The sequence below is a fragment of the Streptomyces sp. NPDC056222 genome, assembly GCF_042264065.1.
Lineage (GTDB): Bacteria > Actinomycetota > Actinomycetes > Streptomycetales > Streptomycetaceae > Streptomyces.
On record NZ_JBHJTL010000120.1, the window covers coordinates 1 to 22742 of the forward strand.

Annotated in this window: 27 protein-coding genes and 1 tRNA gene; 19 read left to right on the forward strand and 9 right to left on the reverse strand. The window is 70.2% G+C overall.

Translation table 11 applies throughout. The features are described from left to right. Positions 1–754: 754 nt before the first annotated feature. A complete protein-coding gene (locus ACFC0D_RS34460; RefSeq protein WP_376444835.1) occupies positions 755–964 on the forward strand; it encodes a hypothetical protein in 210 nt (69 codons plus the stop codon). A 208-nt stretch (positions 965–1172) separates the two neighbouring features. Then, positions 1173–1619, forward strand: coding sequence for a hypothetical protein (locus ACFC0D_RS34465; protein WP_376444838.1), 447 nt, complete (start codon positions 1173–1175; stop codon positions 1617–1619). 493 nt (positions 1620–2112) lie between these two features. On the opposite strand, the gene ACFC0D_RS34470 is transcribed toward ACFC0D_RS34465, so the two are convergent. Both ACFC0D_RS34470 and ACFC0D_RS34475 read right to left on the reverse strand, forming a co-directional pair. Next, positions 2113–2772, reverse strand: a complete 660-nt coding sequence (locus tag ACFC0D_RS34470) for a YdcF family protein (protein ID WP_376444841.1) — start codon at positions 2770–2772, stop codon at positions 2113–2115. Next, complete coding sequence (locus ACFC0D_RS34475; RefSeq protein WP_376444844.1) at positions 2769–3560, reverse strand: GntR family transcriptional regulator; 792 nt, start codon at positions 3558–3560, stop codon at positions 2769–2771. The genes ACFC0D_RS34470 and ACFC0D_RS34475 overlap by 4 nt, the downstream gene beginning before the upstream one ends. Positions 3561–3715: 155 nt before the next feature. Between ACFC0D_RS34475 and ACFC0D_RS34480 the strand changes: the two genes are divergently transcribed. From ACFC0D_RS34480 to ACFC0D_RS34535, 12 genes are all read left to right on the forward strand, one after another. After that, positions 3716–4054: a hypothetical protein gene (locus ACFC0D_RS34480; RefSeq protein ID WP_376444847.1), complete on the forward strand. Its 339-nt coding sequence runs from the start codon at positions 3716–3718 to the stop codon at positions 4052–4054. A gap of 5 nt (positions 4055–4059) precedes the next feature. Beyond that, complete coding sequence (locus ACFC0D_RS34485) at positions 4060–5421, forward strand: FtsK/SpoIIIE domain-containing protein (RefSeq protein WP_376444849.1); 1362 nt, start codon at positions 4060–4062, stop codon at positions 5419–5421. A gap of 134 nt (positions 5422–5555) precedes the next feature. Next, positions 5556–5828 (forward strand): hypothetical protein, encoded by a 273-nt coding sequence (locus ACFC0D_RS34490; protein WP_376444852.1) that lies wholly within the window; start codon positions 5556–5558, stop codon positions 5826–5828. Beyond that, positions 5825–6493 carry a DUF2637 domain-containing protein gene (locus tag ACFC0D_RS34495; RefSeq protein ID WP_376444855.1) on the forward strand — a complete coding sequence of 223 codons (669 nt, stop codon included), beginning with the start codon at positions 5825–5827 and terminating at the stop codon, positions 6491–6493. Before ACFC0D_RS34490 ends, ACFC0D_RS34495 begins: the two co-directional genes overlap by 4 nt. Before the next feature lie 20 nt (positions 6494–6513). Beyond that, positions 6514–6708 (forward strand): hypothetical protein, encoded by a 195-nt coding sequence (locus ACFC0D_RS34500; RefSeq protein WP_376444858.1) that lies wholly within the window; start codon positions 6514–6516, stop codon positions 6706–6708. A gap of 1 nt (position 6709) precedes the next feature. Further along, positions 6710–6901, forward strand: coding sequence for a mobile element transfer protein (locus ACFC0D_RS34505; RefSeq protein WP_215181725.1), 192 nt, complete (start codon positions 6710–6712; stop codon positions 6899–6901). Between the two features lie 16 nt (positions 6902–6917). Further along, positions 6918–7112, forward strand: coding sequence for a hypothetical protein (locus ACFC0D_RS34510; protein ID WP_376444862.1), 195 nt, complete (start codon positions 6918–6920; stop codon positions 7110–7112). Between the two features lie 23 nt (positions 7113–7135). Next, positions 7136–7477, forward strand: a complete 342-nt coding sequence (locus ACFC0D_RS34515; RefSeq protein WP_376444865.1) for a SpdD-like protein — start codon at positions 7136–7138, stop codon at positions 7475–7477. A gap of 91 nt (positions 7478–7568) precedes the next feature. Beyond that, a complete protein-coding gene (locus ACFC0D_RS34520; RefSeq protein WP_376444868.1) occupies positions 7569–7772 on the forward strand; it encodes a hypothetical protein in 204 nt (67 codons plus the stop codon). Positions 7773–7913: 141 nt separating this feature from the next. Then, the gene (locus ACFC0D_RS34525; RefSeq protein WP_376444896.1) at positions 7914–9194 is read left to right on the forward strand and encodes a replication initiator; all 1281 of its coding nucleotides are present in this window, start codon (positions 7914–7916) and stop codon (positions 9192–9194) included. Beyond that, entirely contained in the window at positions 9191–9400 is a 210-nt protein-coding gene (locus tag ACFC0D_RS34530; protein ID WP_376444870.1) for an excisionase family DNA-binding protein, read from the forward strand. Before ACFC0D_RS34525 ends, ACFC0D_RS34530 begins: the two co-directional genes overlap by 4 nt. Further along, the gene (locus tag ACFC0D_RS34535) at positions 9400–10536 is read left to right on the forward strand and encodes a tyrosine-type recombinase/integrase (RefSeq protein ID WP_376444873.1); all 1137 of its coding nucleotides are present in this window, start codon (positions 9400–9402) and stop codon (positions 10534–10536) included. The genes ACFC0D_RS34530 and ACFC0D_RS34535 overlap by 1 nt, the downstream gene beginning before the upstream one ends. Before the next feature lie 100 nt (positions 10537–10636). On the opposite strand, the gene ACFC0D_RS34540 is transcribed toward ACFC0D_RS34535, so the two are convergent. Then, positions 10637–10711 (reverse strand) — tRNA-Val (locus ACFC0D_RS34540). 164 nt (positions 10712–10875) lie between these two features. Between ACFC0D_RS34540 and ACFC0D_RS34545 the strand changes: the two genes are divergently transcribed. The 3 genes from ACFC0D_RS34545 (at position 10876) to ACFC0D_RS34555 (ending at position 13367) form a co-directional block, all read left to right on the forward strand. Beyond that, positions 10876–11649: a DUF4097 family beta strand repeat-containing protein gene (locus ACFC0D_RS34545; protein ID WP_376444875.1), complete on the forward strand. Its 774-nt coding sequence runs from the start codon at positions 10876–10878 to the stop codon at positions 11647–11649. 170 nt (positions 11650–11819) lie between these two features. Next, positions 11820–13136, forward strand: coding sequence for a hypothetical protein (locus ACFC0D_RS34550; protein ID WP_376444899.1), 1317 nt, complete (start codon positions 11820–11822; stop codon positions 13134–13136). Positions 13137–13145: 9 nt separating this feature from the next. Beyond that, the gene (locus tag ACFC0D_RS34555) at positions 13146–13367 is read left to right on the forward strand and encodes a zinc ribbon domain-containing protein (protein WP_376444877.1); all 222 of its coding nucleotides are present in this window, start codon (positions 13146–13148) and stop codon (positions 13365–13367) included. Between the two features lie 109 nt (positions 13368–13476). On the opposite strand, the gene ACFC0D_RS34560 is transcribed toward ACFC0D_RS34555, so the two are convergent. Both ACFC0D_RS34560 and ACFC0D_RS34565 read right to left on the reverse strand, forming a co-directional pair. Next, positions 13477–14115, reverse strand: a complete 639-nt coding sequence (locus ACFC0D_RS34560) for a response regulator (RefSeq protein WP_376444902.1) — start codon at positions 14113–14115, stop codon at positions 13477–13479. Next, positions 14115–15269, reverse strand: coding sequence for a sensor histidine kinase (locus ACFC0D_RS34565; RefSeq protein WP_376444880.1), 1155 nt, complete (start codon positions 15267–15269; stop codon positions 14115–14117). Before ACFC0D_RS34565 ends, ACFC0D_RS34560 begins: the two co-directional genes overlap by 1 nt. 254 nt (positions 15270–15523) lie before the next feature. Between ACFC0D_RS34565 and ACFC0D_RS34570 the strand changes: the two genes are divergently transcribed. Next, on the forward strand, positions 15524–16141 hold the full coding sequence (locus ACFC0D_RS34570) for a DedA family protein (protein WP_376444883.1): 618 nt from the start codon (positions 15524–15526) through the stop codon (positions 16139–16141). Here the strand turns inward: ACFC0D_RS34570 and ACFC0D_RS34575 are convergent. Genes ACFC0D_RS34575 through ACFC0D_RS34585 form a run of 3 tightly spaced genes read right to left on the reverse strand, consistent with a single transcriptional unit; the run spans position 16104 to position 20782 of the window. Next, positions 16104–16961 (reverse strand): HAD family hydrolase, encoded by an 858-nt coding sequence (locus ACFC0D_RS34575; RefSeq protein WP_376444905.1) that lies wholly within the window; start codon positions 16959–16961, stop codon positions 16104–16106. The two genes, ACFC0D_RS34570 and ACFC0D_RS34575, sit on opposite strands and share 38 nt — an antisense overlap. An 11-nt stretch (positions 16962–16972) precedes the next feature. After that, positions 16973–19594, reverse strand: a complete 2622-nt coding sequence (locus ACFC0D_RS34580; protein WP_376444885.1) for a phosphoribosyltransferase domain-containing protein — start codon at positions 19592–19594, stop codon at positions 16973–16975. 18 nt (positions 19595–19612) lie between these two features. Then, positions 19613–20782, reverse strand: a complete 1170-nt coding sequence (locus ACFC0D_RS34585) for an HpcH/HpaI aldolase/citrate lyase family protein (protein ID WP_376444888.1) — start codon at positions 20780–20782, stop codon at positions 19613–19615. Positions 20783–20959: 177 nt separating this feature from the next. Here ACFC0D_RS34585 and ACFC0D_RS34590 point away from each other — a divergent pair, with 177 nt between their 5' ends. Next, positions 20960–21856, forward strand: a complete 897-nt coding sequence (locus ACFC0D_RS34590) for a TerD family protein (RefSeq protein ID WP_376444891.1) — start codon at positions 20960–20962, stop codon at positions 21854–21856. A gap of 33 nt (positions 21857–21889) precedes the next feature. On the opposite strand, the gene ACFC0D_RS34595 is transcribed toward ACFC0D_RS34590, so the two are convergent. Then, positions 21890–22627: a Tellurium resistance gene (locus tag ACFC0D_RS34595; protein WP_376444893.1), complete on the reverse strand. Its 738-nt coding sequence runs from the start codon at positions 22625–22627 to the stop codon at positions 21890–21892. Positions 22628–22742 lie beyond the last annotated feature (115 nt).

A 22742-nucleotide genomic window follows, 5' to 3' on the forward strand; every position in this document is an offset into this window, starting at 1 on the left:
GGTACGAAGGCTAGCCCCGAACCGTGCAGCCCTCCGCGCACGGCCGGCCGTGCGCGGAGGGCTGATTGATTCCACGGGTCAGAAATGGACCTTCCTGCTCTACCCACTGAAGACGGCAGAGCGCTGGTGGCCTGCTCCCGACGGCAGCGGTGGGCCGAGCGATCACCGGATTAGCGGGAGCGGGAGGATGAGCCCCGTCCGACCTGTACGGATGCTGGAGGGCTGATCGACAGCTCCGCACCCGCCAAGCCCCTGGTTCCCCTTGGCTCCCCGCACTATGTGGCACGGATGCGGCACGCCTCGGGCACCGTTGTCTGTGAGTACCCCGGGGTAGTGTCCATCTGCGCGCGCCCGGCTTCCGGGATGTCCAGGCGGCTGCACCCCTGCTCTGTCCGGGGCAGCCTGCGTGGACAGACACGGGTCTGGCGCCGTTGACCTGTGTTCATGCCCGGACGACGTGCGACCTCGCGGCGGCTTTTGGCCTCGTCTGAACGGGACCGAACCGCGCTGAATGAAGCGGGAAACTGAGACGGTGGGCGATCGGCACCCCACCCCTCCCAGTGATCAGTCACGTGAGAACCTGCTTGGTCAGTGGTCCTCCGTCCGGGCTCCAAGCGTTGAACGGAGCCGCAGATGGCGGGTATCACCCTTCAGGCCGCGCGGAGGGTGGCGCCGACCCGCTGCGTGCGAGACAGTGTCAGACCCGCCGTGCACACTGTTCGGACCGGGGATACTTTGGGGGTAGGTGATAGAGATGACCATCCAGCTTGATCGACCTGCAGACTACGACGAAGACGGCGTGATTGTGATCTCGGAAGAGGACTTCCGAGCGGCTGCCGTCGACGCCTTGCATGCCCTGGGACTCACCTACGAAGACCTTGCAAAACAGGCCAAGGCGCGAGACTTCACGTCTTCTGCGGCACATGCTCTCTGGGTCTCTATCGGGGGAACGGTTGACCTCTGAGCTTCACGCTCAGGCCCGTGGATTCGCTCGAGAACTCCAGGATGTACTCAACGGGACAATCTGTAACGATGTTCGGATTACTCCTGTCGTGCGCCCATTTTCCCCACTTGGCGCTGTTCTCACGATCGGCTCGGGCCTGAGTAAGTCGAACCCGACCCAGCCCACCGCCTTCCCCATTCGCATCGATCATAAGAAGCCCCGTGCCTGGATGAATCTGAGTTTCCAAGTCCGTATGGATAGGGAAGCGAAGTATCTAACCGTCCACAGTTCCTACTGCGGCATCTTCTCTGACGAAGATCTGGCCACCTGCCTCTGCCACTTCGACTTCGAGCGGGAGAAGGAGCAGTACACAGCCGCCCACCTCCAGGTCCACGGATCCTCGCCGGCACTGGAGGCTCTCAACCGGGACGGCGACGCCCGGCGAACACTCGACAAGCTCCACTTCCCGGTTGGCGGCAAGCGCTTCAGGCCGTCCCTCGAAGACATCATTGAGTTCCTTGTAGCCGAGAGACTGGTAGAAGCCAAACAGGGGTACGACAAGGTGCTCGACGTCGGTCGGGAGAAGTTCCAGATCAAGCAGCTTCGGGCAGCGATGCGTCGTCATCCCGATGTAGTCGAAGAGTTCCTTCGAGAGCAGGGTCGCCACACTGAGTAGGGGTACGGATGGGTCCCTGTGGTACGCGCGGTCGCTATCCGACCTTGCACATCACCTACCCCAACTCCCATCCCGTCTGCCGTCGGCCCACGCACCGTGGAGCAGGCGCGGTGCCGGGCGTCCAGGTGGAGCGCGCCACTGTACGAACGACCTGGACGCCCGGTGCTGTGTCTGCTCGGCTCTGCCTGGGTCGGCGGCAGGCGGGATGGGAGTTCCCCACCACTGCACCCCACCGGCCGGCACCCGCGTACGGCCCTCTCCCATCCCGGAGTCGGAGCGCCCCCGCCGGAGGCATCGTCTTGAGCCGGACTCGCGTATCGCCTCGGCCACGTCGTGGATTCGTCGCCCATCAACCCGAGCTGTCAGGCGTGCGGACGGCGGTCGGGTCGGAGCGGGGCGGAGACAGGAGCGGCGGCCCGGACGACGGCCGCACGCGCCGCGCTGTGCGCGGCGGGTGCCTTGAACCCGTAGAGAAGGTTTTTACTCACTCCGCCTAAGAGGCGTCGGGGATGAGTCGACTCGTGAACCCCTGGGCACACAGGCGCTCGTAGGCGTCCTGGACGTCCTGGGGGACCTCCTGGCTGATCATGAAGCCCTGGGCGGGGTAGATCAGCAGTCGTTGAAGCGCTCCGACCAACATGTCGACGACCAGGCGGGCGTCGCCGATCGAGTCGATGTAGTGGGCCAGGGTCATCGGTGCTGATGCACTGACGAACTCGACGTCCGGCCACAGCTTGCGGGCTGTGGCGTAGGCCCGTCGCTCCTCGTACGGCTTGCTCACCAACAGCACGGACGACACGGGGACGCCGTGCTCCTCCAGCAGTGCGCGTGAGAAGCGGATGTTCTCCCCAGTGTTCCGGGCCTTCGGCTCCACGAGGATGGCCTCGTTGGGGACGCCCAGTTCGATGGCGCGCTCTCGGTAGTGTTCGGCTTCCCCGCGGGGCATCCGCTCGCGGGTCGTCCGGCTCGTGGCTCCGGTGAAGACGATCAGGGGCGCCATGCCCTCTTGGTACAGCTCGGCGGTCACGTCGGCTACGCCCAGGTCGTGACTGCCCAGGCCGATGGCGACGGAGCACGGCCGCGGGCTGTGGCCCATGAGCTGGTGGTCCCAGAGGAGTTGGGCGTCCTTCATGACCGCGTCCGGCAGAATCATGCGCCGGCCTTCGACTGCGCCGAGTCCGGGACCTTGAAGTCGTACTCCCATGCAAACCGCGACGCCGCGTGGACGCCTACGGCGAACTCGACCACGGTCCCGTCCGCTGTGTACGTGGTCCGATGCAGCTCCATAACAGGTTCGCCTGCCGGAAGTTGGAGGAGCTTGACCTCCTCAGCCGTCGGGACGCGCGCGAAAAGGGACTCCTTCATGTGATCGATCTCGTACCCCGCGTCGTACAGCACCTTGTACCCGCCGCCTCTGCCGGCCGGTCCGGGAGTCGGGTCCACGAGCCGTGTCCCCTCCACGTGATCCGGGCGGTAGTAGCTGGTGAGGGTGTGCGTGGGCTGCTCGCCTTCCTTCACCAGGCGGGCGCGGGCGTAGACCTCGGAGTCGGGCTCCACACCCAGGTTCTCGGCGACGAGGGGCGACGCCGTCACGCGGCTGACCGTCTGGGTCTGCTCGTTGCGGCGATACGCGCGACCTGACGCTACGCGGTCCGCGATGAACGCGACTTCGTCCCCGTCTCGCCACTTCGCCTTGTCGTACCGCGCGACACCCAGACGCTTCAGCGGGGTCTGCTCTCGCACCACCGTGCCGTGTCCGCGGGAGGACGTGACCAGACCCTCCGCTTCCAGTGCCTTGTAGGCAGCGTGCACCGTGGACTTGGAGCCTTCGCCGGCCTCGACCAGGTCGCGAATGTGCGGAAGCTGCTGGCCAGGGCGGAGTTCACCGCTCCTGATCTGCTCCGCCAGCCGGTCCGCCAGCGCTCGCCACTTCGATGCCACGGGGCCTCCCTCTCTACAACGACAGTGAAGCACAGTCCTAGGACATTGACAGTCCTGGGACTGCACCCTCATTCTTGAGTCAGGCGCCGCAGTCCTAGGACAGCGAAGTCGGCCTCTGCCGTCGTGCGCCTTCGTCTCTGACTCAAGGAGTGGCCATGTCTTCCTTCAAGATCGACACCTCGACCGCCATCGTTTTCGTCGCCGTCGAGCCCAAGGCGAAGGTCATCAACAAGCAGACCGGTGAGATCGCCGTCGACCGGGAGACGGGCGCGAAGATGATGACTGTCGGCCTCACGATCGCGGACGAGGGCGAGGCCAACCTCTACACCGTCTCGGTTCCGGAGACCGGCGTCCCGGAGGGGATCGCCCTGGGTATGCCGGTCAAGGTCGTCGGTCTGAAGGCGCGGGACTGGGAGAACACCTTCAACGGTGAGAAGCGGTTCGGTATCGCCTTCCGCGCGGTGGCACTGGTCGCCCCGTCCGCGAAGGGCTGAGCGGCATGTCGACGACGACGTTCCTCGCCTTAGCCCTGGTGGTGGTCGTTGCGGCTCTCGTGCTGCGGCGGCTGCGCCCGGCCTGGTACTGGCTCACCATCGGCGTCAGCCTCGCCATGATTCGGGTGGTCGTCCGGTACGCCACGGTCATGGACGCGTGCGGGCTGACGGTGCCGCCGTCCCGGCTGCGGCTCACGCTCGCCCGGTTGACCCGTCGGCCGGCGCCTGAGTCCCGGCCTCCACGCATCCTGCGAATCCGCCCGACGCGTACCGGGCTGGTGCTGCAGGTGAAGCTGCGCCCGGGTCAGGACGCCTTCGACTTCGCGTCCTCCACGGACCGGTTGCGGCACTCGTTCTCCATGCACGGCGTCGCATCCCGAGAGGTCAAGTCGGGTGTGGTCGAGCTGCGCATGACCGGATACGACGTGCTGGAGCGGGTGCAGATGCCTGCGAAGGTCGAGCGGCAGGGGCTACGTATCCCGGTGGCTCTACGGGAGGACGGGGAGGTCCATTACCGCGACTATCAGGAGGTGCCGCACGCGTTGAACCTGGGCGCGACCAAGTCGGGGAAGTCGGTCTATCAGCGCCACCTGGTGAAGGAATTGGCGTCGCGGCACGTCGCGCTGGTGGGCATCGACTGCAAGGAGGGTGTGGAACTCGCTCCGCTGGCACGCCGGTTCTCGGCGCTGGCTGACAACGCGGATGATGCGGCCGACCTGCTGGAAGCGCTCGTGCAGCGGATGGCGGACACCTACCAGGTGATCCGGCATGAGCAGCGGATCAGCGCGGATACTCCGGACGAAGAGATCACCGCCGACATCTGGGGCCTGTCCGAGGAACTGCGGCCGGTGCCGGTCGTCCTCCTGGTGGACGAGGTCGCCGAGCTGGCCTTGTTCTCCAACACTGCGGAGAAGAAGCGCCGCGAGCGGATCATCACCGCACTCGTGCGGCTCGTCCAGCTCGGCCGTGCTGCCGGCATCTACGTCGAGATCTGCGGACAGCGATTCGGCGCCGAACTTGGGGATGGGATCACGATGCTTCGTGCCCAACTCACCGGTCGCATCTCGCACCGGGTCAACGACGAAGCCTCGGCCAAGATGGCATTCGGCGACATCTCCCCGGATGCGGTGCTGGCGACGACACAGATCCCCGTCGAGCGTCCCGGCCTGGCTGTCGCTGGTGACTCCACAGGCGGCTGGGTCCGCATTCGTACGCCGTTCACGACGATGCGGCAGGCCGTGAACGCCTGTACCGAGCACGCGCATCGCGCCCCAGTCCTCGACGGCCTGGAGTCCTTCCGCCCGGTGCTGCCTGACCTGGCCCCGGTCGAGATCCCGGCCCCCGCGTCCGAGCCAGTCACCGCCTGACGCACACCCCTCCCCGGTCGGCGCGACCGTCTCGCGCCCTGTCCCTAACCCCGCCATGCCCGAAACAGCCCGGGGACCCGGCAACCGGCCTTCGTGCCTTGCCTGCCCCCGGCCCACACCGAAGGGAGATGTCCATGTCTGAGCCGCTGGCCGCCCTGGATGGTCTCGCCCCGGATGAGTTCCTGGGACGGCTCTCCGCCCTGCGGGACGAGCGTGACCGCTACGACCGGGAGATCCGGGCCTACCTGGCCTACGCCCGTGAGTTCACCCGCCCACGGCCCTACACCCTGGCTTCCCTGGCGGAAGCCGCGGGCATGTCCATCTCCGGCGTCCGCACCGCCTACACCGCCGCAGACCTCGACAAGGTTGCCCGTGCGGTCGGCCATGCTCCCCGGAGCCCGCGGTGACGACCTCCATCCCGCGTCCTGATGCGGTCCTCGTGCAAGCCGTGATCGCCGGTGCTCTGTCCTTCGCCCACCTGCACGACCTTGCCGCCGCTGCCGGTCAGGACGGCTGGAAAGCCTGGGCCTACCCCGTCTCCGTCGACCTGCTCCTCGTCGCTGCCTGGCGCCGCCTGCGCACCCTTCGCGACCAGGGGGAACCGGCCCGCGCGGCCTGGTCCTGGTTCGCCGTCGCCCTGGCGGCCTCGCTCGGTGCCAACGTCGCCACCGCGGGCCTGCTCGACCTGAAAGACGTGCCCGACTGGCTGCGCATTCTTGTCGCCGGTTGGCCCGCCCTCGCCTTCCTCGGCGGCACTCTCCTCGTCCACTCCCCGACCAGCCGGGCAGCTGAAGCTGTCGAACCTGATCCGCTGCCGGTGGTCGAGCCGCTGACCGTGTCGGCCGAACCAGATCCCGCCCCGGAGCCGGAACCGATCGAGCCTGCCGAGCCGGTCCCTGCCCTGCCCGCCGCGCCGCCGGCGGATGTGCCGCCCGCCCTCGTCGATCACGCCCGCAAGCTCGCCGACGCTCACCGCGCCTCGACCGGTTCGCCGATCGACGCCGCGACCCTGCGCGACCGCCTGGGCTTGCCCGGCCCGATGGCTGACCAGCTCGCCGCCCACCTCGCCTGACTTTGCAGGGAGCCACGCCCGTGATCCGTGACCCGGCTGACCTCACCACCGCCGACTACCTCGACAGCGCTCGCGAGATGGCCGCCGCCAACCGGCCCTACCTCGCCCACCTGCTCGCCGAGGAAGCCGCCCAGCGCACCGCCGACCCGGCTACCGCTGCCGGTATCCGCGCCACGTACCCCGACCCGACCACCACTCGAACGGAGACCGACTGAAATGCCTGCCCGCGACTTCTTCCACTCCGTGATGCGGATCGGCCCCGTGCAGATCGGCACTCACCGCGACCGGAACGGACGCACCAAGCACGCCGCCGTCTGTTCCCGGGACAACTGCGGCTGGTCCGCCGACTTCTCCACCCAGTCCGCCGCCCAGCTCGCCGCCCGCACCCACCGCTGCCGCGCCAACTGACGCAAGGAGACCCGCCGTGAACCTCGAACTTCCGCTGATCCTCGTCGTCGCCATCTTCGGCTACTTCGGCATCAAGCTCATGCGTCCGCCGACCTGGCTCATCGTCGTGCTCCTCCTCGGCGGCTTCCTCCTCGCCGACACCTTCCTTGCCCCGGCCATCGAGTCCGGTACCCGCACCGGCGTCGACGCCGTCAACGGCACCACCAAGTAGCCGAACCAGAAGGGAGATCCACCATGCTCCGCCCGCGCATCCCGACCATGCCCACCCCGACCGGCATCACCACACCACTCGTTCACCATGCCTCGGCCGCTGTCGAGCCCCACCAGACCAGCGGGTCGTGCGCCTGCCGACACACCACCCCGGCGCACGTCGTCGAGACGGCCGCGTCTTCCGCTCCATCGGTCCGACTCACTCCGACCGGACTTCTGTTCGCCGTGGGTGGCGGTGCTGCTGCCGTCCTCGTCGTCGGCGCGGTCCTGGTCTCCATGCTGCTCGCCGTCGCCATCACGGCCGCCTCGGTCGCCGTTTGCGCCGTCGTCCTGCGCTCCCTGCTCAACGGCCAGCGCCAGCGCTGACCAGCCCTCCGGGCGGCCCTGAAACCGCCAAGTCTCCGCCGCCCGGACGGCCAGCCCTACCCGATCTGATTGACCGGAAGGACGTCCCATCATGCCCCAGCACCGTCACGCCCCGGCTCGCATCTGTCCGTCCTGCGACGGCTTCGCCTCGGCCGCTGTCACGCTCGGCGGCCGCGACCGCTACGGCCGGCGCCGGACCATCACCGCCCACTGCCGCACGTGCCAGGGCACCGGAACCGTCCCGCCGCTGCGGCAGCTGCTCGACGCCGCCGCCGACGCCGCGTTCACCCGCTGACCCGCTGCCCGGGCACCGACCACCGCCACACCGGCCGGTGCCCGGGCCCATCTCCCGACCTCTGGAAGGAGGCCCCTTCGCGTGACCACGACCGCACCTCCCCCGCTGCGTGACCTCGCCTTCCTCGCCTCGCTCGGCACCATGCCTGGCCTCATGCGCCAGTTGAAGGGCCTGGGCGGCTGCACCACACCGATCCGCCTGGACGGCCACCGCACTGACGTCCACACCGGCACCGGCGAGATCCTGCACCACCTCACCGCGAGCGGCCTGCCCGCCGGGAACCTCTTAGTCCGTTGCAACAACCGCCGCGCCACCCGCTGCCCGGCCTGCGCCGAGACCTACCGTCGCGACACCTACCAACTCATCACCGCCGGACTCCGCGGCGGCAAGGGCACACCCGAGCGTGTAGCGACCCACCCTCGAGTGTTCGCCACCTTCACCGCTCCCAGCTTCGGCCCCGTCCACAACCGCCCCGCCAAGGGTCGCTGCCGCTGCGGCACCACCCACCCCGACGACGCACACGAGCTGGGCACCCCGCTTGACCCGGAACGCTACGACTACGAAGCGGCCGTGCTCTGGAACGCGCACGCCTCCAAGATCTGGGCTCGCTTCTCCATCTACCTGCGCCGCGAAGTCGCCAAGCGAGCCGGCCTCACCCAACGCGCCTTCAAGGAGCACGCTCGCGTCTCCTTCGCCAAGGTCGCCGAGTACCAGCGCCGTGGAGCCATCCACTTCCACGCCGTCGTCCGCCTCGACGGCCCCGACGGCGGCGACACGCCGCCTCCGCCCTGGGCCACCGCCGCACTCCTCACCGACGCCATCCGAGCCGCTGCGAGCGCTGCCGACGTGCCCGGTCCGGTCATCGGCGGACGCACCCACACCTTCGCCTTCGGCTCCCAGCTCGACATCCGCCCGATCCGCTCGGCCGACTTCGACGGCGGCACTGAACTCACCGAGCGCGCCGTCGCCGCCTACATCGCCAAGTACGCCACCAAGGGCGCCGAAACGGCGACGGGCACTCTCGACCGGCCCATCAAGTTCCTTGCCGAACTCGGCCGCAAGTCCATCCCCGAGCACGCCCGCCGACTGATCCGCACCGCCTGGACTCTTGGGGCTCGCAAGGACCTCGAAGAACTCCGGCTCCGCGCCTGGGCCCACATGCTCGGCTTCCGCGGTCACTTCTCCACCAAGACCCGCCGCTACTCGACCACCCTCGGCGCACTCCGCACCGCCCGCGCCGAATGGCAGCGCCTCCAGGCTGCGATCGCCCGTGGCGACCAGGCGGTGACGGTCGAACCCACCGACGACGACACCGTCTTCGTCCTCGGGCAATGGGCCTTCGCCGGCACCGGCCTCACCCGCGGCGAGGAATGGCTCGCCGCCTCACTCACACCCGACACCACGGAAGGGGAACGCGCATGACCGACCAACTGCTCACGGTGGACGAGGTGGCGAATCGCCTCGGGACAACGGCCCGTTTCCCGCGACGCCTCATCGCCGAGCGCCGGATCGTCTTCGTCAAGGTGGGGCGCCATGTACGGATCCCTGAGCGGGCCTTGGAGGAGTTCGTAGTTGCCCATACCGTCCAGCCGATCGTCGCTCGTCGTCGGTTCGGGGCGGTGGCCTGATGGCGAACACCAAGGGCAAGCGTCGCCGCTTCGGTGCAGTACGCAAGCTGCCGTCAGGACGGTTCCAGGCTCGCTATCAGGGGCCGGACGGGCTGACGCGATCGGCTCCCGAGACGTTCGCCTCGCAGACCGATGCCGATCGATGGCTCGTCCGCAAGGAAGCGGAGATCCTCGACGGCCAATGGAAGAACCCGGACGACAAGGTTCTCTTCGGCGTGTACGCCGACGCCTGGTTCAAAGAGCGCGACTACGCGGCGACCACCCGCGAACGCAACGGCAGTGCGCTACGCCTCCACATCCTGCCGACCTTCGCGGACGTGGTCCTGAGTGAGATCACGACACCCCAGATCCGCCGCTGGCGTGCCGGCCTTCTGGAGTCTGGTGTCGGTGAGCCGACGGTCGCCAAGGTGTATCAGATCCTTCGGGCCATCATGAACACCGCGGTCGACGACGAGGTGATCCAGCGCAACCCCTGCCGTATCAAGGGGGCCGGAGCAGCCAAGACCGCCGAGCGGCCGTTCCTCGATGTCGCCGAGGTCTTCCAGCTCGCCGAAGCCGTACCTGCTCGCTTCCGGGTGTTCATCCTCCTGGCGGCCTTCACCGGTCTCCGCTTCGGGGAGCTCGCCGCGCTTCAACGCCATGATGTGGACCTCGATCGGCGAACCGTCGCCGTTCGGCGTGCCCTTGCCGAAACCCGCACTGACGGCATCCTGGTCAAGGCACCCAAGAGCGCGGCCGGTGTGCGCACCGTCGCCTTTCCAGCCTCGCTGGCGGAGAGTCTGGCCACCCATCTCGCCGTATATGCCGAGCCGGGTCGCACCGGGCTGGTCTTCACCGGGGCACGCGGCGGGCAGCTGCGCCGGAACAACTTCCGCCGTCTGTGGCTGCAGGCCCTCAGGAAGACCGGCCTCGGAGACGTCCACTTCCACGATCTGCGCCACACCGGGAACACCCTCGCCGCGACCGGCGGCGCCACGACGCGTGAGCTGATGCAGCGGATGGGGCACTCGTCCGTGCGGGCCGCGCTGATCTATCAGCACCTGGTGAACGGTCGTGACCACGCGATCGCCGCCCACGTCGACGATCAGATCAGGAAGGTTCGGCCAGCGGAGTCCGGCGAGGCATCTGGCACGTGAGTGGCACGACGCCTTTCCCCCGCCCATTCGGCTGAGGAACGAACAAGGCCCAGGCTCCCGGTTCAGTACCGGTGACCTGGGCCTTCGTCGTGCTTCCTGCTGGTGGGCGCGGACGGTTTCGAACCGCCGACATCTGCTTTGTAAGAGCAGCGCTCTACCCCTGAGCTACGCACCCGTGGAATGAGGCAACAGCGTACATGGCCCACCGGTGGGTCCCGCAAACCGGGCGGGTTCGGGGGGTAGCCCCACCATCGGACGGTGGGTCGCCGGATCGTGGGGTGGTGGGTGGGTCCGTACCTTGAGGGGACAGTCAGCGCGTTACCTGGGGGTTTGATCGTCATGGCCGCTCGTCGCCGCATCCGTATGCTCCTCGCCTCCGGCGGGGCCCTCGTCGTCGCCCTCGGGGTCTCTGGTTGTGGGAGCGCCGACGTCGACGCGGCGCCCGTCGAGCGGAAGAACTTCGCGTTCTCCGGGGACGCGCTCACTGTGGACGCCGACAACTCCGCGCTGGAGATCGTGCCCGCCGACATCGAGGACGTGCGGGTCAGCCGACAGGTCGACGGGTGGGTGTTCATGGGGAACGGGCCCGACCCCAGTTGGAAGCTCGAGGGCGGGCGGCTCACGCTGCGGGTGGACTGCGACGCCGTCGCCAGCAACTGCGACTCCGTCCACCGGATCCAGGTGCCCCGCGGTGTCGCAGTCACCGTCGAGGACGACAACGGGAAGGTGACCGCCGACGGGTTCAAGACCCCGTTGAAGGTACGGTCCGACAACGGCGCCGTCCTCGTCCGGGGGTCCTCCGGCGCGCTCGATCTGACCAGTGACAACGGTGAGGTCGTCGTCGAGGGCGGCACCACCTCCCAGCAGGTCGTCGCGCGGTCCGACAACGGGTCCGTACGGCTCTCCCTGAGCGCCGCACCCCAGCGCGTCGAGGCCGTCAGCAGCAACGGGGAGGTCCACATCGCCCTGCCCACCTCCTCCGTCCCGTACGACGTCGACGGACGCAGTGACAACGGCAGCGTCCGGATCGACGTACCGACCCGCAAGGGCAGCCCCCACGTCGTCACCGCCCACAGCGACAACGGGGAAGTCGTCGTCCGCAGCGCGAACTGACAGGCCCGTGTGTTCGTCCTTACCTGGTGGGACAATGAACCAGACCGGGCAGGGCGGACACAGCACGGGAGAGGGACGTGGCGGCGACTCACGCGAGGGGCGGTTCGACGAGCGCCGTGACGACGGGGGCGGGATCGGAATCCGGGGCGGACGGACGAGGCAGGAGCGGAATCGGGCGGCTGGCGCTCGCGCTGCCGCTCCTCGCCTTCGCCCTTCTTCCCGCCGCCTACGCCGGCGGCGGTACGCGGCGGTGGTTCGGTGGGCGTGGCGAGAGCCAGCGGGCCGAGGCGCAGGCCGCCAAGGACGCCGCAGCGGCCGCGTTCTACGAGCTCGACACCGCTCAGCGTGATCTTCGGATCTCCATCGAGACGATCACCGCCGTCGACAGCTCGCCCGGCGCGCAGCGCGCCATCGACGGCTTCTCGGCCCTCGGGCAGCGGATCGACGAGGTCAGCCACGCCTACATCACCGCCGTCGACACCCACGACCTCGACCGCGACGAGCTCGACGCCGCCACCGCCAACCGTGCCCGCACCGAGCTCACCCGCGCCAAGGACGAGCTCGTACGGGTCAAGGGGGAGCTGGACCGGTTCGAGCAGGGGCTCGGCCCCCTGCTCGACAAGGCGGAGACACAGCTTGCCCGCCTCGCCCCCGCCGTCGAGCGGGCGCGACAGGCGCTCCGGAACGCGAGCACTGCTCTCGACACGGCGCGACAGTCCGGTCTGCGAGCAGATGATCTCGCCGCGCGCCTCGCCGCCCTCGGCCCCGAACTGACCCGCCTCAACGAAGGCGCCGGCCGCCACGGCGTCCCCGAGACGCTCCAGCGCGCCGACCGCGTCCTGCGCGACGCCGAGGCCGTCCGCGCCGAGGCCGAGCGCCTGCCCGAACGGGCCGCCGAGACCGGCAAGCGCCTGGTCTCCCTCCGTACCCGCGCCGAGGCGCTCACCACCCGGGCCGGTGCGGTCGAGCCGGTCCTGTCCGAGCTCCGCCGCCGTTTCTCCGCCGCCTGCTGGCAGGACCTCCAGCACGTCCCCGAGCAGGCCGGCGACAACGTCCGCAAGGCCGAGGAGAAGCTCAAGGAAGCGGCCAAGGCCCGCGACGAACAGCGCTGGCCGGACGCCACCAGCCTGCTCGCCACGGCCCGCGCCCTGCTCAACACCACCGACGAGGCCGTCTCCGCCGCCGGCGACCGGCTCCGTCGGCTCGAGGCCGTCGCCAAGGACCCGCAGCACGAGATCGAACGCACCCGCTTCGCGATCCGCGACGCCCAGCGCCTCGCCATGGACGGGCGCAACACCCCCGACCCCCGGCACGCCCGCCCCCTCGACGACGCCGTCGGCCGGCTCGAACGCGCGATCGGCACCCTGGAGGGACGGCACCCCGACTACTGGCACTTCCTGATCGAACTCGAATCCGTCCGCACCGCTGCCGCCCGCGTCGTCGAGCAGATCCGCGAGGAGCGTGGCGCCGGGCACCAGTCCGGCTAGCCTGTCCCCATGCCTCGTTACGAATACCGCTGCCGGACCTGCGGCGACAGCTTCGAACTCAGCCGCCCCATGGCCGAGTCCTCCGCCCCCGCCTCCTGCCCCGCCGGGCACGACGACACCGTCAAGCTGCTCTCCGCCGTCGCCGTGGGCGGTACGGCGACGGGAGCGTCCGCGCCCGCCCCTGGCGGAGGCGGAGGCGGCGGTTGCTGCGGCGGAGGCTGCTGCGGCTGAGACCGCCACAACCGCAACCACCACTGCCACTGCCACTGTCAGGGCCTGCCGCCGAGCAGCCGAAGGCGCTGATCAGCCTCCAGGCGGCATCAGCGGCCCAAGCAGCCCATCAGCTCCCCAAGTAGCGCAGGATCGCCAGCACCCGTCTGCTGTACCCCTCGCCCCGGCCCGTCAGCTCCAGCTTGTCGAAGATCGCGTTGATGTGTTTCTCCACCGCGCTCTGCGACACATGCAGCTGCCCGGCGATCGCCGCGTTCGTGTGCCCCTGCGCCATCGCCGCCAGGACGTCGCCCTCCCGCGGTGTCAGCCGGGACAGCGGGTCGGTGTGGGAGGTGCGGACCAGGAGCCGGCGGACGACCTCCGGGTCGAACGCCGTCCGTCCCTCCCCCACCCGCTCCAGCGCGTCCAGGAACTCGTCGACCTGCGCCACCCGGTCCTTGAGCAGGTATCCCACCGCCCCCGACTCGCCGGTCAGCAGCTCGGTGGCGTACCGCCGCTCCACGTACTGCGAGAGCACGAGGACACCGACGTCCGGCCACTCCCGGCGGATCTCCAGGGCCGCCCGCAGCCCCTCGTCCGTGTGCGTCGGGGGCATCCGGACGTCCGCGACGACCACGTCCGGCGGGTCCGCCGCCACCGCCGTCAGCAGTTCGACCGCGTTGCCGACGGCCGCCGCCACCTCGTGGCCCTCCTCGGTCAGGAGCCGTACGAGCCCCTCCCGTAGCAGGGTCGAGTCCTCCGCCAGCATCACGCGCACGGGAGCACCGCCCGTACGACCGTCGGGCCGCCCACCGGGCTGTCCACGGCGAACCGCCCGTCCAGGGCCGCCGTCCGGCTCGCGAGCCCGCTCAGCCCGCTCCCCGACGCGTCCGCGCCACCCGCTCCGTCATCCGTCACCCGCACGCTCAACTCCCTTTCCTTCACAGCCACATGTACGTCGATCCGGGTCGCGCCCGCGTGCTTGACCACATTCGTCACCGCCTCCGAGACGACGAAGTACGCCACCGCCTCCGCCGCCCTCGGCAGCGGCCCCTGCACCGCGTACGCCAGTCCCACGGGCAGCGGGCTGCGTTCGGCGACGCTCTCGAGGGCGGCGCGCAGCCCGGCCTCGTCGAGGACGGTCGGGTACACCCGCCAGGCCACCTCGCGCAGTTCGGTCAGCGCACGCCGGCTCTCCTCGTGGGCCTGGAGCAGCAGTTCGTCGGCGCGCTCCGGGTCCCGGGCGCGCAGCCGACGGGCCCGGCCGAGCAACATGCCGAGGGCGACGAGCCGTTGCTGTACGCCGTCGTGGAGGTCGCGCTCGATACGGCGCCGCTCGTCGTGCACGACGTCCATGACCTCGGCCCGGCTGGTGGCGAGTTGGGCGATCCGGGCCTCCAACGCATGGGCGTGGCTGGGCCCGAGGAGGTGGCGGGCCAGTCGGCCCTCGAGGGAGACGACGCCGAGGGACCCCTGGACGGAGAGGAAGAGCAGGAAGAACCCGGCGAGGCTGCTGAAGGCGACGAGCCAGGGGTGGTCGATCTCGGTGATCAACCAGCCGTAGAAACCGAAGGTGCCGAGCCCGAGGCCGTACGCGGCGCAGCCGAGGACGACACCGCCGAGGAGTCCGAGGGGCCAGCGGGCGGCGAGGTGGCGCAGGGCCGCGCCGTCTCCCTGGACGCCGGGGAGCTTCACGCCGAGGAAGCGGTCGAGTCGGTTCCGCTCCAGTCGGCCGAGGGCGTGGGCGGCGGCGGTGAGGGTCCGCAGGACGGCGGCTCGGCCGCGTGGCCAGGCGAGTACGGGGAGCAGCGCAAGCCCGCCGGCGATCAGACACAGCACCTCGACGACGGCGGTCGCGGCCCCGAGGGCGAGACCGGCCGCCACCCGGAGCCAGCGCATGACGTAGCCGGCGAGAGTCCTCATGATCGTCCACGCTAACGGCAGTCGCCGCCGCACGCACTGCGGAAAACCACAACCGGAGAACCACAACCGGGAATCCACAACCGGGAATTGCACATCCGAGGTATCCACATCGGGCGATCCGCCGTTCACGAATCCGCAACCGGCGAATCCAGCCCCCGACCGCAACAGCGGAATCCGCTACTGCGGAAACCCGCACCCGTACTGTGCGGCCGGCACCAGTCCGCCGCCCGCCCCCGCTTTCTACCGTCGAAGGCATGGAAACCTGGATCAACGACCTCATGGACACGCTCGGTGCTCCCGGTGCGGGAATCGCCGTCGCCCTCGAGAACCTCTTCCCGCCGATCCCGAGCGAGGTGATCCTGCCGCTCGCGGGCTTCGCCTCCGCGAGCGGGCGGATGGATCTGCTCGCCGCGCTGCTGTGGACGACGGCCGGCTCGGTGATCGGCGCGCTCGCCCTGTACGGGGTGGGGGCGCTGCTCGGCAGGGAGCGGACCGTCGCGATCGCGGCGAAGCTGCCGCTGGTGAAGGTCGCGGACATCGAACGGACGGAGGCGTGGTTCGCCCGGCACGGCACCAAGGCCGTGTTCTTCGGGCGGATGGTGCCGATCTTCCGCAGTCTGATCTCCGTGCCCGCCGGCATCGAGCGGATGCCGCTGCCCGTCTTCCTCGTCCTCACGACGCTGGGCAGCGCGATCTGGAACACCGCCTTCGTGCTGGCCGGTTACGCGCTCGGCGACAACTGGGAGCAGGTCACCGGCTATGTGTCGGTGTACTCGAAGGCGGTGCTCGTGACGGCTGCGGGTGCGGTGGTGTGCTTCGTGGGGCTGCGGCTGCTCAGGCCGGGTCGGGGAGTTCGGCGGGGGACCCGTTGAGCTGCGCCGGGACCGACGCGTGGTGATCGGCCACGGCCGTCCGGAACCGGCGGATGATCTCCTCGCCCGCCGCCACGCCGCGCTCGGCGAGCACGTCGACGTGCGGGGCTGTCCAGGCCGTGTCGGCGAGCTCTCCGTGGCCGGGCCGCCAGGCGCGGTCGGCGGCGAGCAGCAGGTCGGCGTCGAGGAGGGAGTCCCCGGCGGCGAGGGTGAGCGTGGCGCCGCAGCGGCGCGCGACCTCGTGCATCGCCGCGCTCTTGGTGAGCGGCTTCGGCACGGCGTACACCTTGCGGCCCTGGAGGGAGACCGTCCAGCCGCGGTCCTCGGCCCAGTCGCCGAAGCGCTTCAGCCACTCCTCCGGCAGCCGCTCGCGCTCCACGACGAGGTACGCGAAGAGGTCCTCGGCGACCCGGTGCTTGCGGACCCAGGACAGGTCCGTGGTGGCGGTGAAGTACGCGCGGATCTCGGCGAGCGGCGCGCACTCCTCGGCCAGTCGGCGCACCACGGCCTCGTGCCAGTCGCGGTCGCTGACACCGTCGACGAGGATGTGTCCGCCGTTGGCGCAGATCGCGTACTTCGGTGCGGGCCCGGGGAGTTGGATGCGCTGGTACTGCTTACGGGTCCGGGTGGTGGTGGGGACGAAGACCGCTTCGGCGCCCAGGTGCTCCAGGAGCACGGCCGCGTCCTCGGTCATGTACGACAGCGGCTTGGACTCGTGCACCTCGATGCTGAGCAGTCGGGGTGCCTGCGCGTCGGGCATGCCGAGCGCGAGGGCGGCGGAGGAGTAGATCAGCGTACGGTCGAGGTCGCTCGCGACCATCACGGTGCTGGTCACTGGGAGACCACCGCCTTCCCGTCGGCGCCTGTGGCGCCTCTCGTGTACTGAGGGTGGATCAGTCCCACGCAGGTGTACGGGAGTCCGTCGACCTCCTCGACGGGCACCCCGCGCTGTTCGGCGAGCAGCCGTACGTGCGCGAGGTCGGCGCCCGCACCGCGCTGGGCGAGGATCTTCCAGGGGACGCGGCGCAGCAGGACCCGGGTGGTCTCGCCGACGCCGGGCTTGACCAGGTTGACGTCGTGGATGCCGTACTCCTCGCTGATGCGCTCGACGGCCGCCCAGCCCTCCCAGGTGGGGGTGCGGTCGGCGGCGAGCAGCTCCTTGACGTCGGTGTCGACGGCGTCGGCCACCTCGTCGAAGCATGCGGAGACGGCGTCGAGGAAGTCGTTCGAGACGTCGGCGCCGGCCAGTTCGCGGTAGAACTTGCCGCCGTGGAAGTCGTCGGGTCCGACAAGGTCGGCGCGCAGGACCGTACGCGATATCAGGCCGGAGACGGTGGAGTTGAGGCAGGCGGAGGGGATGAGGAAGTCCTCGCGGGTGCCGTACGTACGCACGCAGGAGCCGGGGTCGGCGAGGACGGCGATCTCCGGGTCGAAGCCGGTGATCCCCTCGGCGCGCTCGAACTCCTCGATCGCGTCGGCGAGTTCGCGGGTGATGGCACCCTTGCCGGTCCAGCCGTCGACGAAGACGACGTCGGCCGGGTCGTGATGGGCGGCGAGCCAGCGCAGCGCGTTGGCGTCGATGCCACGGCCGCGCACGATGGAGACGGCGTAGTGGGGCAGGTCGAGGCCGTGGCGGGCCTGGGCCCAGCGGCGCATGAGCACGCCGACGGGGGTGCCGGCCCGGGCGAGGGAGACGAGGACGGGCGTGCCGGACTTCTCGGCGAGCACGGTCTCGGTGACGCAGCCGACGGCGCGCGCGATGCGGGCGGCGGAGGTCTCCAGAGCGGCGCGGAAGAGCTCCTGGTACCGGTCGCTCGGCTGGTACTCGACAGGCAGCGACTCGGCGTAGTGGGCGCCTCCGCTCTGGATCGCCTCCTCGCGCTCCTCGGTCGGGGCCTCCAACTCGACGTCCGAGAGGTCCTGGAGCAGCCAGCCGACCTCCTCGGGCGCGTACGAGGAGAAGGCGGGGCCGCGGAGGGGCTCGGGCAGCATGGAGCTCCTTTCGGGAGCTTCGGTGGCGGGAGCGGGGATCGAAGCGGAAGCGGGCATCGAAGCACGGGCGGGAGTCGCAGCGGGGGCGGGTCCGTATGACGGGACGTACGAGGGGACGACGGCGAGGACCACGTGCGGTATGTGCTCCGCGAGCCGGGCCAGCAGACCGTCGGGGGCGTGCAGTTCGGGGGTGTCGGCGACGGAGTCGACGACGGCGACGACCGCGTCGAAACCCGCGCCGGCCACGTTGTAGGCGTACCGCTCGCCGGGCCCGTCGGCGGGCTCGTCGTGGGCGGGGAAGACCAGCCGGGTCCGTATGGCGTAGCCAGGGTCGTCGACGGCGAGGACGGGCGAGCGGGTGGTGGTGGAGTACGAGACGTCGAGGCCGCTCTCCTCGAGGGCGAGCCCGAGCGCGAGCGGTGCGTACATCAGCTCCTCGAACCCGAGGACGAGGACGCGACCGGGCCCCGTGGGCGGGAGCGCCTCGGCAAGCCGCGCCGCCAGCGCCGGGAGGGACGTCTCCAGGCGGGAGCGGTGCTCCGGGGTGAAGCCGTGGCGGCCGCCGTCCGGTACGCCCTGCGGCCAGTCCAGGTCGACGCGTACGGCCACCGCGGTGGCGTGCGGAGCGGGAACGGCGGAAGCGGCCGGCGTCGCGGAATCCCCCGCCACGGCGGGATCCGGGCCGGCGGCGGGATCCGGGGTCGCGGCGGGATCCGGGCCGGCGGCGGGCGTCACGCTCACGTCCGGCGCGCCGGACGCGGCCGCCTCGTACCGCGCCACCAGTGCCTGGCCCTTCTCCAGGACGCCCTCCGGCAGGCCCACCGTGCCCGCCGCGAGGGTCAGCAGGTCCACGCGGGCGCCGATCTCGGCCGCGAAGGCCGTGAGCCGGTCCCGGTCGGCGGGGGTGCGCATGTCGACCAGGGCGACGATCACGTACCGGTCGCGCGGATAGCGTTCGTGCAGGTCCCGGATGGTGTTGAGGACCGTGTTGCCGGTGGAGAACTCGTCGTCGACGAGGACCAGCGGGCCGTCACCGGCCAGCAGCTTCGGGTCCTCCGGGAGCAGCAGGTGCGAGGTGGCGTGCGAGTGGGACTCCTCGAAGCCGCCGGCCGGGGCGACGCCCGCCACGGGCCGCCGGGTGGAGTGCAGGTAGGGGGCGAGGCCGATGCCGTCGGCGATGCTGTGGCCGAGACCGGTCGCCGTCTCCGCGTACCCGAGGACGACGGCCCGTGCCGCCTCCTCCTCGCCGAGCAGCTCACGTACGCGTACGCCCAGGTCGCACCCGGCGCCGTGGACCACCGAGGGGCGCTGCGGCACGTGCTTGCCGAGCACGTTGGAGACCAGCAGATGCGCGCGCTTCGGGTTGCGGCGCAGTGCGAGGCCCAACAGGCCCGGGAGCTCCTCGCCGCCGATCAGTTCGACGCCCAGTCGCTCCGCGACCCACGTTCCCGACCACACCACGTCGTCCTTCACCTTCCGTCAGCCGGCCAGTCCGGCGGTGAGCAGATCGACGAAGCCGACGTCCTCCTTGGCGACGCCGAAGACCTCGGCGCGCAGGAGGGTCCGTTCGGCCCACGCGCGATGCGGCTTCACCTCGTTCATCTTGTTCGTGTACGCGGAACGCATCACGCCGCCCCCGCCGCGTTCGGGCCGCAGGATGTCCTGGGCGTCGCTGTACTCCTCGTGGCTGACCACGGAGAGTGCGTGCACCGGCACCACATGGGTGGGGTGGATGCAGGTCTTGCCGAGCAGGCCGTTGGCCCGGTCGAGTTCGATCTCGCGGAGCAGCCCGTCGAGGTCGTGCTCGATGAGCGCGGTGCGCAGGTCCTCCGCGCGGCCCTCCAGGAAGGGACTGCGGCGCAGCTGGGGCTTGAACATGCGCTCGCCGAGCCGGAAGTACTCCCAGACGGGCCCGGTGATGGTGAAGCCGGTGCCGTCGGAACGGCCGAGGACGTTGACGACGTCGGCGATGACATGGGCGACGAGCTGGACGTCGTAGGCCGTCATGTCGGGCGAGCGGCGCAGTCCGTACGCGGAGCAGAAGTCGGTGACGCCGAGCCGCAGGGCGAGGACCCGCTCGCGGTACTTGTCTACGGTCGCGGCGATGCCGGCGAGGGTCTCGGCGCGGGTCTCGAGGTGCAGAAGCTCGGGCGATTCGAGGACGGGCATGGCGAAAAGCCGCCGTCCGCTCACCCTCTCGGCGACGGTGAGGGCTTCGAGGAAGGCCCGTCCGCGTTTCTCGGTGAACTTCGGCAGTACGAAGCCGGACAGCAGGTGGACACTGTCGCCGAGCCGTGCGACCAGATCGGTGATCTGGCGGGGCTCACGGACCCGGATGAAGAGCAGGGGCACATCCTGGGGGGCGTCCGCCGCCGCGAGGTCGGCGAACTGGCGGACGAGGTTGGCCTCGGCCGCCTCCACATCGGCGTCGTCGATGGAGTCCTCCAGGCACAGCACCATGGAGACGACCCCGCGTGCGGCCTGTTTGCGCACGTCGTCGGCGAGCCGCGGCCGGGTGGCCGGGCTGTAGAGGGTGGCCCCCAGGGCCACGGCGAGCGTGCTCGCGGGCGAGTCGGCGGTGAACTCGGCCGGCTCCTGATGGAACAGCCCGGCCCGCGAAGCGGACGGGATGTGCCCGAAATGACGCATGTAACTCCCCCGACTGCCTCTCTGGGCCCTGACGACATGTGGCCGGTAATAGTACGTAGGTGCGGGTGTCCTTAGTTCCCTTCCATCATGAAATCCAGGTAACTCATCCGCATCCGGCGCATCTCTCCCCGTTCGCCATGGCCCCCGCGTTGTCCACGGGCGGACCGGGAAGGCAGGATGACGGTCATGACGCACGCGATGCTGAAGGGCTCCAACGTCCCTCTCGACACCGCGGCCGTACGGGCCGTGCTCCGCTGGACCCCTGGACCCGGGGTCCCCGACGTGGATGCCTCGGCGCTGCTCCTCGGCGCCGACGGTCGTGTGCGTTCCGACGAGGACTTCGTCTTCTACAACCAGCCGCGCCATCCCTCGGGGCTGGTGCGACGGCTGCCGAAGAAGCGGGTGGCGGAGGGGCTGACCGACACGGTCGAGGCCGATCTCGGCGGGCTCGACCCGTCGGTCGACCAGGTGGTGATCGCGGCCTCCTCGGACGGCGACACCTTCCGTTCCGTCTCCGACCTGCGGATTCTGCTGTACGACGCGGGTGCGGCGGACAGCGAGCCGCTGGCCCTGTTCGATGTGAAGGCGGAGACGGGCGAGGAGACGGCGATCATCTGCGGCGAGCTGTACCGCCGCGGGGACGGCTGGAAGTTCCGCGCGGTGGGGCAGGGCTATCCGACTGGGCTCGTCGGGCTCGCCACCGACTTCGGGATCTCGGTGGACGAGGGCACGGACGAGGGGACCTCCGACGCGGGAGCGGGCGAGGCTCCGGCCGCCGCGGAGCCGGGGCTCGACGCGACGGTCGTCCAGCCTCCCGTGTCCGTACCTCCGCAGCCGACCACTCCCCCGGCGCCCGTACCCGGCTACGGCTACCCGCAGCCGGCCACGCCCGCACAGCCCGCGTACGGCTACCCCCAGCCCGCCTCCCCGGCGCAGCCCGCCTACGGCTACCCCCAGCCCTCCACGCCCGCACAGCCCGCCTACGGCTATCCCCAGCCCGCGGCGGCAGCCGCGCCCGCTCCGGACCCGAACTTCCGGCTGCCTCCGATGGGCCCGCAGTTCGTCCGCCCGTAAGGCCGGCCTCGGCTCTGCCCGTGAGGCCACGGGTCAGGCCTTGGTCTTGTAGCCGCGCCCCCACTGCAGGCCCCACCCGTACAGCCGGTCCAGTTCCGCCTGGAAGCCGTACACGAACTTCACCTCGCGGCGGACGATCAGCTCGTCCTTGACCTTCTCGACGGTGAACACCGCGCAGGAGCGGGCCTGCGGGGCGCGCTCGTCCAGTTCGATCTCGATCCGCGGCCCGTTGCTGGGGTAGAGCGTGACCTTGGCGTGGGTGCGGTCGAAGGCCGGGGTCTGGTCGTAGATGTAGACGAAGAACAGCAGCCGCTTGATCTCGTCCCGGTGGTCGAGATTGACGAAGATCGTCTCGCCGGACGAGCCGCCGAACCGGTCGTCGCCGCTCAGGTTCACGTACGGCGGCGCGTTCAGGGACCCGAAGAAGTTGCCGAGCGGCTGCACGACGCCCTTGCTGCCGTCCGCCAGCTCGTACATGCAGCCGAGGTCCAGGTCGACGTTGACCATGCTCTGGGTGTGCGCCTGGACGACCTCGGGCTTGAAGAGCTTCGAGGGGTGGCGGAGCAGCTGGCCGCTCTGGCGTGAGCGGCCCTCGATGTCGGAGGTGCGCATCCGCCAGGAGAGGTTGACCCGGAGATTGCCGGTGGCGGCGCCCTGCTTGGTCAGGGAGACCGACGGGCGCCGTTTCGTGAGGTCGATGGAGTTGCTGGACGCGCTGCCCGAGTCGAACTGCGCGGCCCTGCCCGGAAAGAGGCCGTCCCAGAAGGCCATGTGTCCCCACCCCCCATTTGATGCCATGGCATACGCGGCGGGGGGGGGGGGGGGCCCCCCGCCCCCCCCCGGGGAGGAGAGAAGGGGGGGGGGGGGGGGAGACCCCCCCCGCCCC

Excerpts from the sequence above, each read along its gene's own strand:
- ACFC0D_RS34465 (WP_376444838.1), top strand. The coding sequence starts at position 1,173 with ATGAATCTGAGTTTCCAAGTCCGTATGGATAGGGAAGCGAAGTATCTA.
- ACFC0D_RS34515 (WP_376444865.1), top strand. The coding sequence starts at position 7,136 with ATGCTCCGCCCGCGCATCCCGACCATGCCCACCCCGACCGGCATCACC.
- ACFC0D_RS34470 (WP_376444841.1), bottom strand. The coding sequence starts at position 2,772 with ATGATTCTGCCGGACGCGGTCATGAAGGACGCCCAACTCCTCTGGGAC.
- ACFC0D_RS34570 (WP_376444883.1), top strand. The coding sequence starts at position 15,524 with ATGGAAACCTGGATCAACGACCTCATGGACACGCTCGGTGCTCCCGGT.
- ACFC0D_RS34555 (WP_376444877.1), top strand. The coding sequence starts at position 13,146 with ATGCCTCGTTACGAATACCGCTGCCGGACCTGCGGCGACAGCTTCGAA.
- ACFC0D_RS34585 (WP_376444888.1), bottom strand. The coding sequence starts at position 20,782 with ATGCGTCATTTCGGGCACATCCCGTCCGCTTCGCGGGCCGGGCTGTTC.
- ACFC0D_RS34520 (WP_376444868.1), top strand. The coding sequence starts at position 7,569 with ATGCCCCAGCACCGTCACGCCCCGGCTCGCATCTGTCCGTCCTGCGAC.
- ACFC0D_RS34575 (WP_376444905.1), bottom strand. The coding sequence starts at position 16,961 with ATGGTCGCGAGCGACCTCGACCGTACGCTGATCTACTCCTCCGCCGCC.
- ACFC0D_RS34485 (WP_376444849.1), top strand. The coding sequence starts at position 4,060 with ATGTCGACGACGACGTTCCTCGCCTTAGCCCTGGTGGTGGTCGTTGCG.
- ACFC0D_RS34530 (WP_376444870.1), top strand. The coding sequence starts at position 9,191 with ATGACCGACCAACTGCTCACGGTGGACGAGGTGGCGAATCGCCTCGGG.
- ACFC0D_RS34490 (WP_376444852.1), top strand. The coding sequence starts at position 5,556 with ATGTCTGAGCCGCTGGCCGCCCTGGATGGTCTCGCCCCGGATGAGTTC.
- ACFC0D_RS34595 (WP_376444893.1), bottom strand. The coding sequence starts at position 22,627 with ATGGCCTTCTGGGACGGCCTCTTTCCGGGCAGGGCCGCGCAGTTCGAC.
- ACFC0D_RS34535 (WP_376444873.1), top strand. The coding sequence starts at position 9,400 with ATGGCGAACACCAAGGGCAAGCGTCGCCGCTTCGGTGCAGTACGCAAG.
- ACFC0D_RS34565 (WP_376444880.1), bottom strand. The coding sequence starts at position 15,269 with ATGAGGACTCTCGCCGGCTACGTCATGCGCTGGCTCCGGGTGGCGGCC.
- ACFC0D_RS34480 (WP_376444847.1), top strand. The coding sequence starts at position 3,716 with ATGTCTTCCTTCAAGATCGACACCTCGACCGCCATCGTTTTCGTCGCC.
- ACFC0D_RS34545 (WP_376444875.1), top strand. The coding sequence starts at position 10,876 with ATGGCCGCTCGTCGCCGCATCCGTATGCTCCTCGCCTCCGGCGGGGCC.
- ACFC0D_RS34505 (WP_215181725.1), top strand. The coding sequence starts at position 6,710 with ATGCCTGCCCGCGACTTCTTCCACTCCGTGATGCGGATCGGCCCCGTG.
- ACFC0D_RS34560 (WP_376444902.1), bottom strand. The coding sequence starts at position 14,115 with ATGCTGGCGGAGGACTCGACCCTGCTACGGGAGGGGCTCGTACGGCTC.
- ACFC0D_RS34460 (WP_376444835.1), top strand. The coding sequence starts at position 755 with ATGACCATCCAGCTTGATCGACCTGCAGACTACGACGAAGACGGCGTG.
- ACFC0D_RS34590 (WP_376444891.1), top strand. The coding sequence starts at position 20,960 with ATGACGGTCATGACGCACGCGATGCTGAAGGGCTCCAACGTCCCTCTC.
- ACFC0D_RS34525 (WP_376444896.1), top strand. The coding sequence starts at position 7,914 with ATGCCTGGCCTCATGCGCCAGTTGAAGGGCCTGGGCGGCTGCACCACA.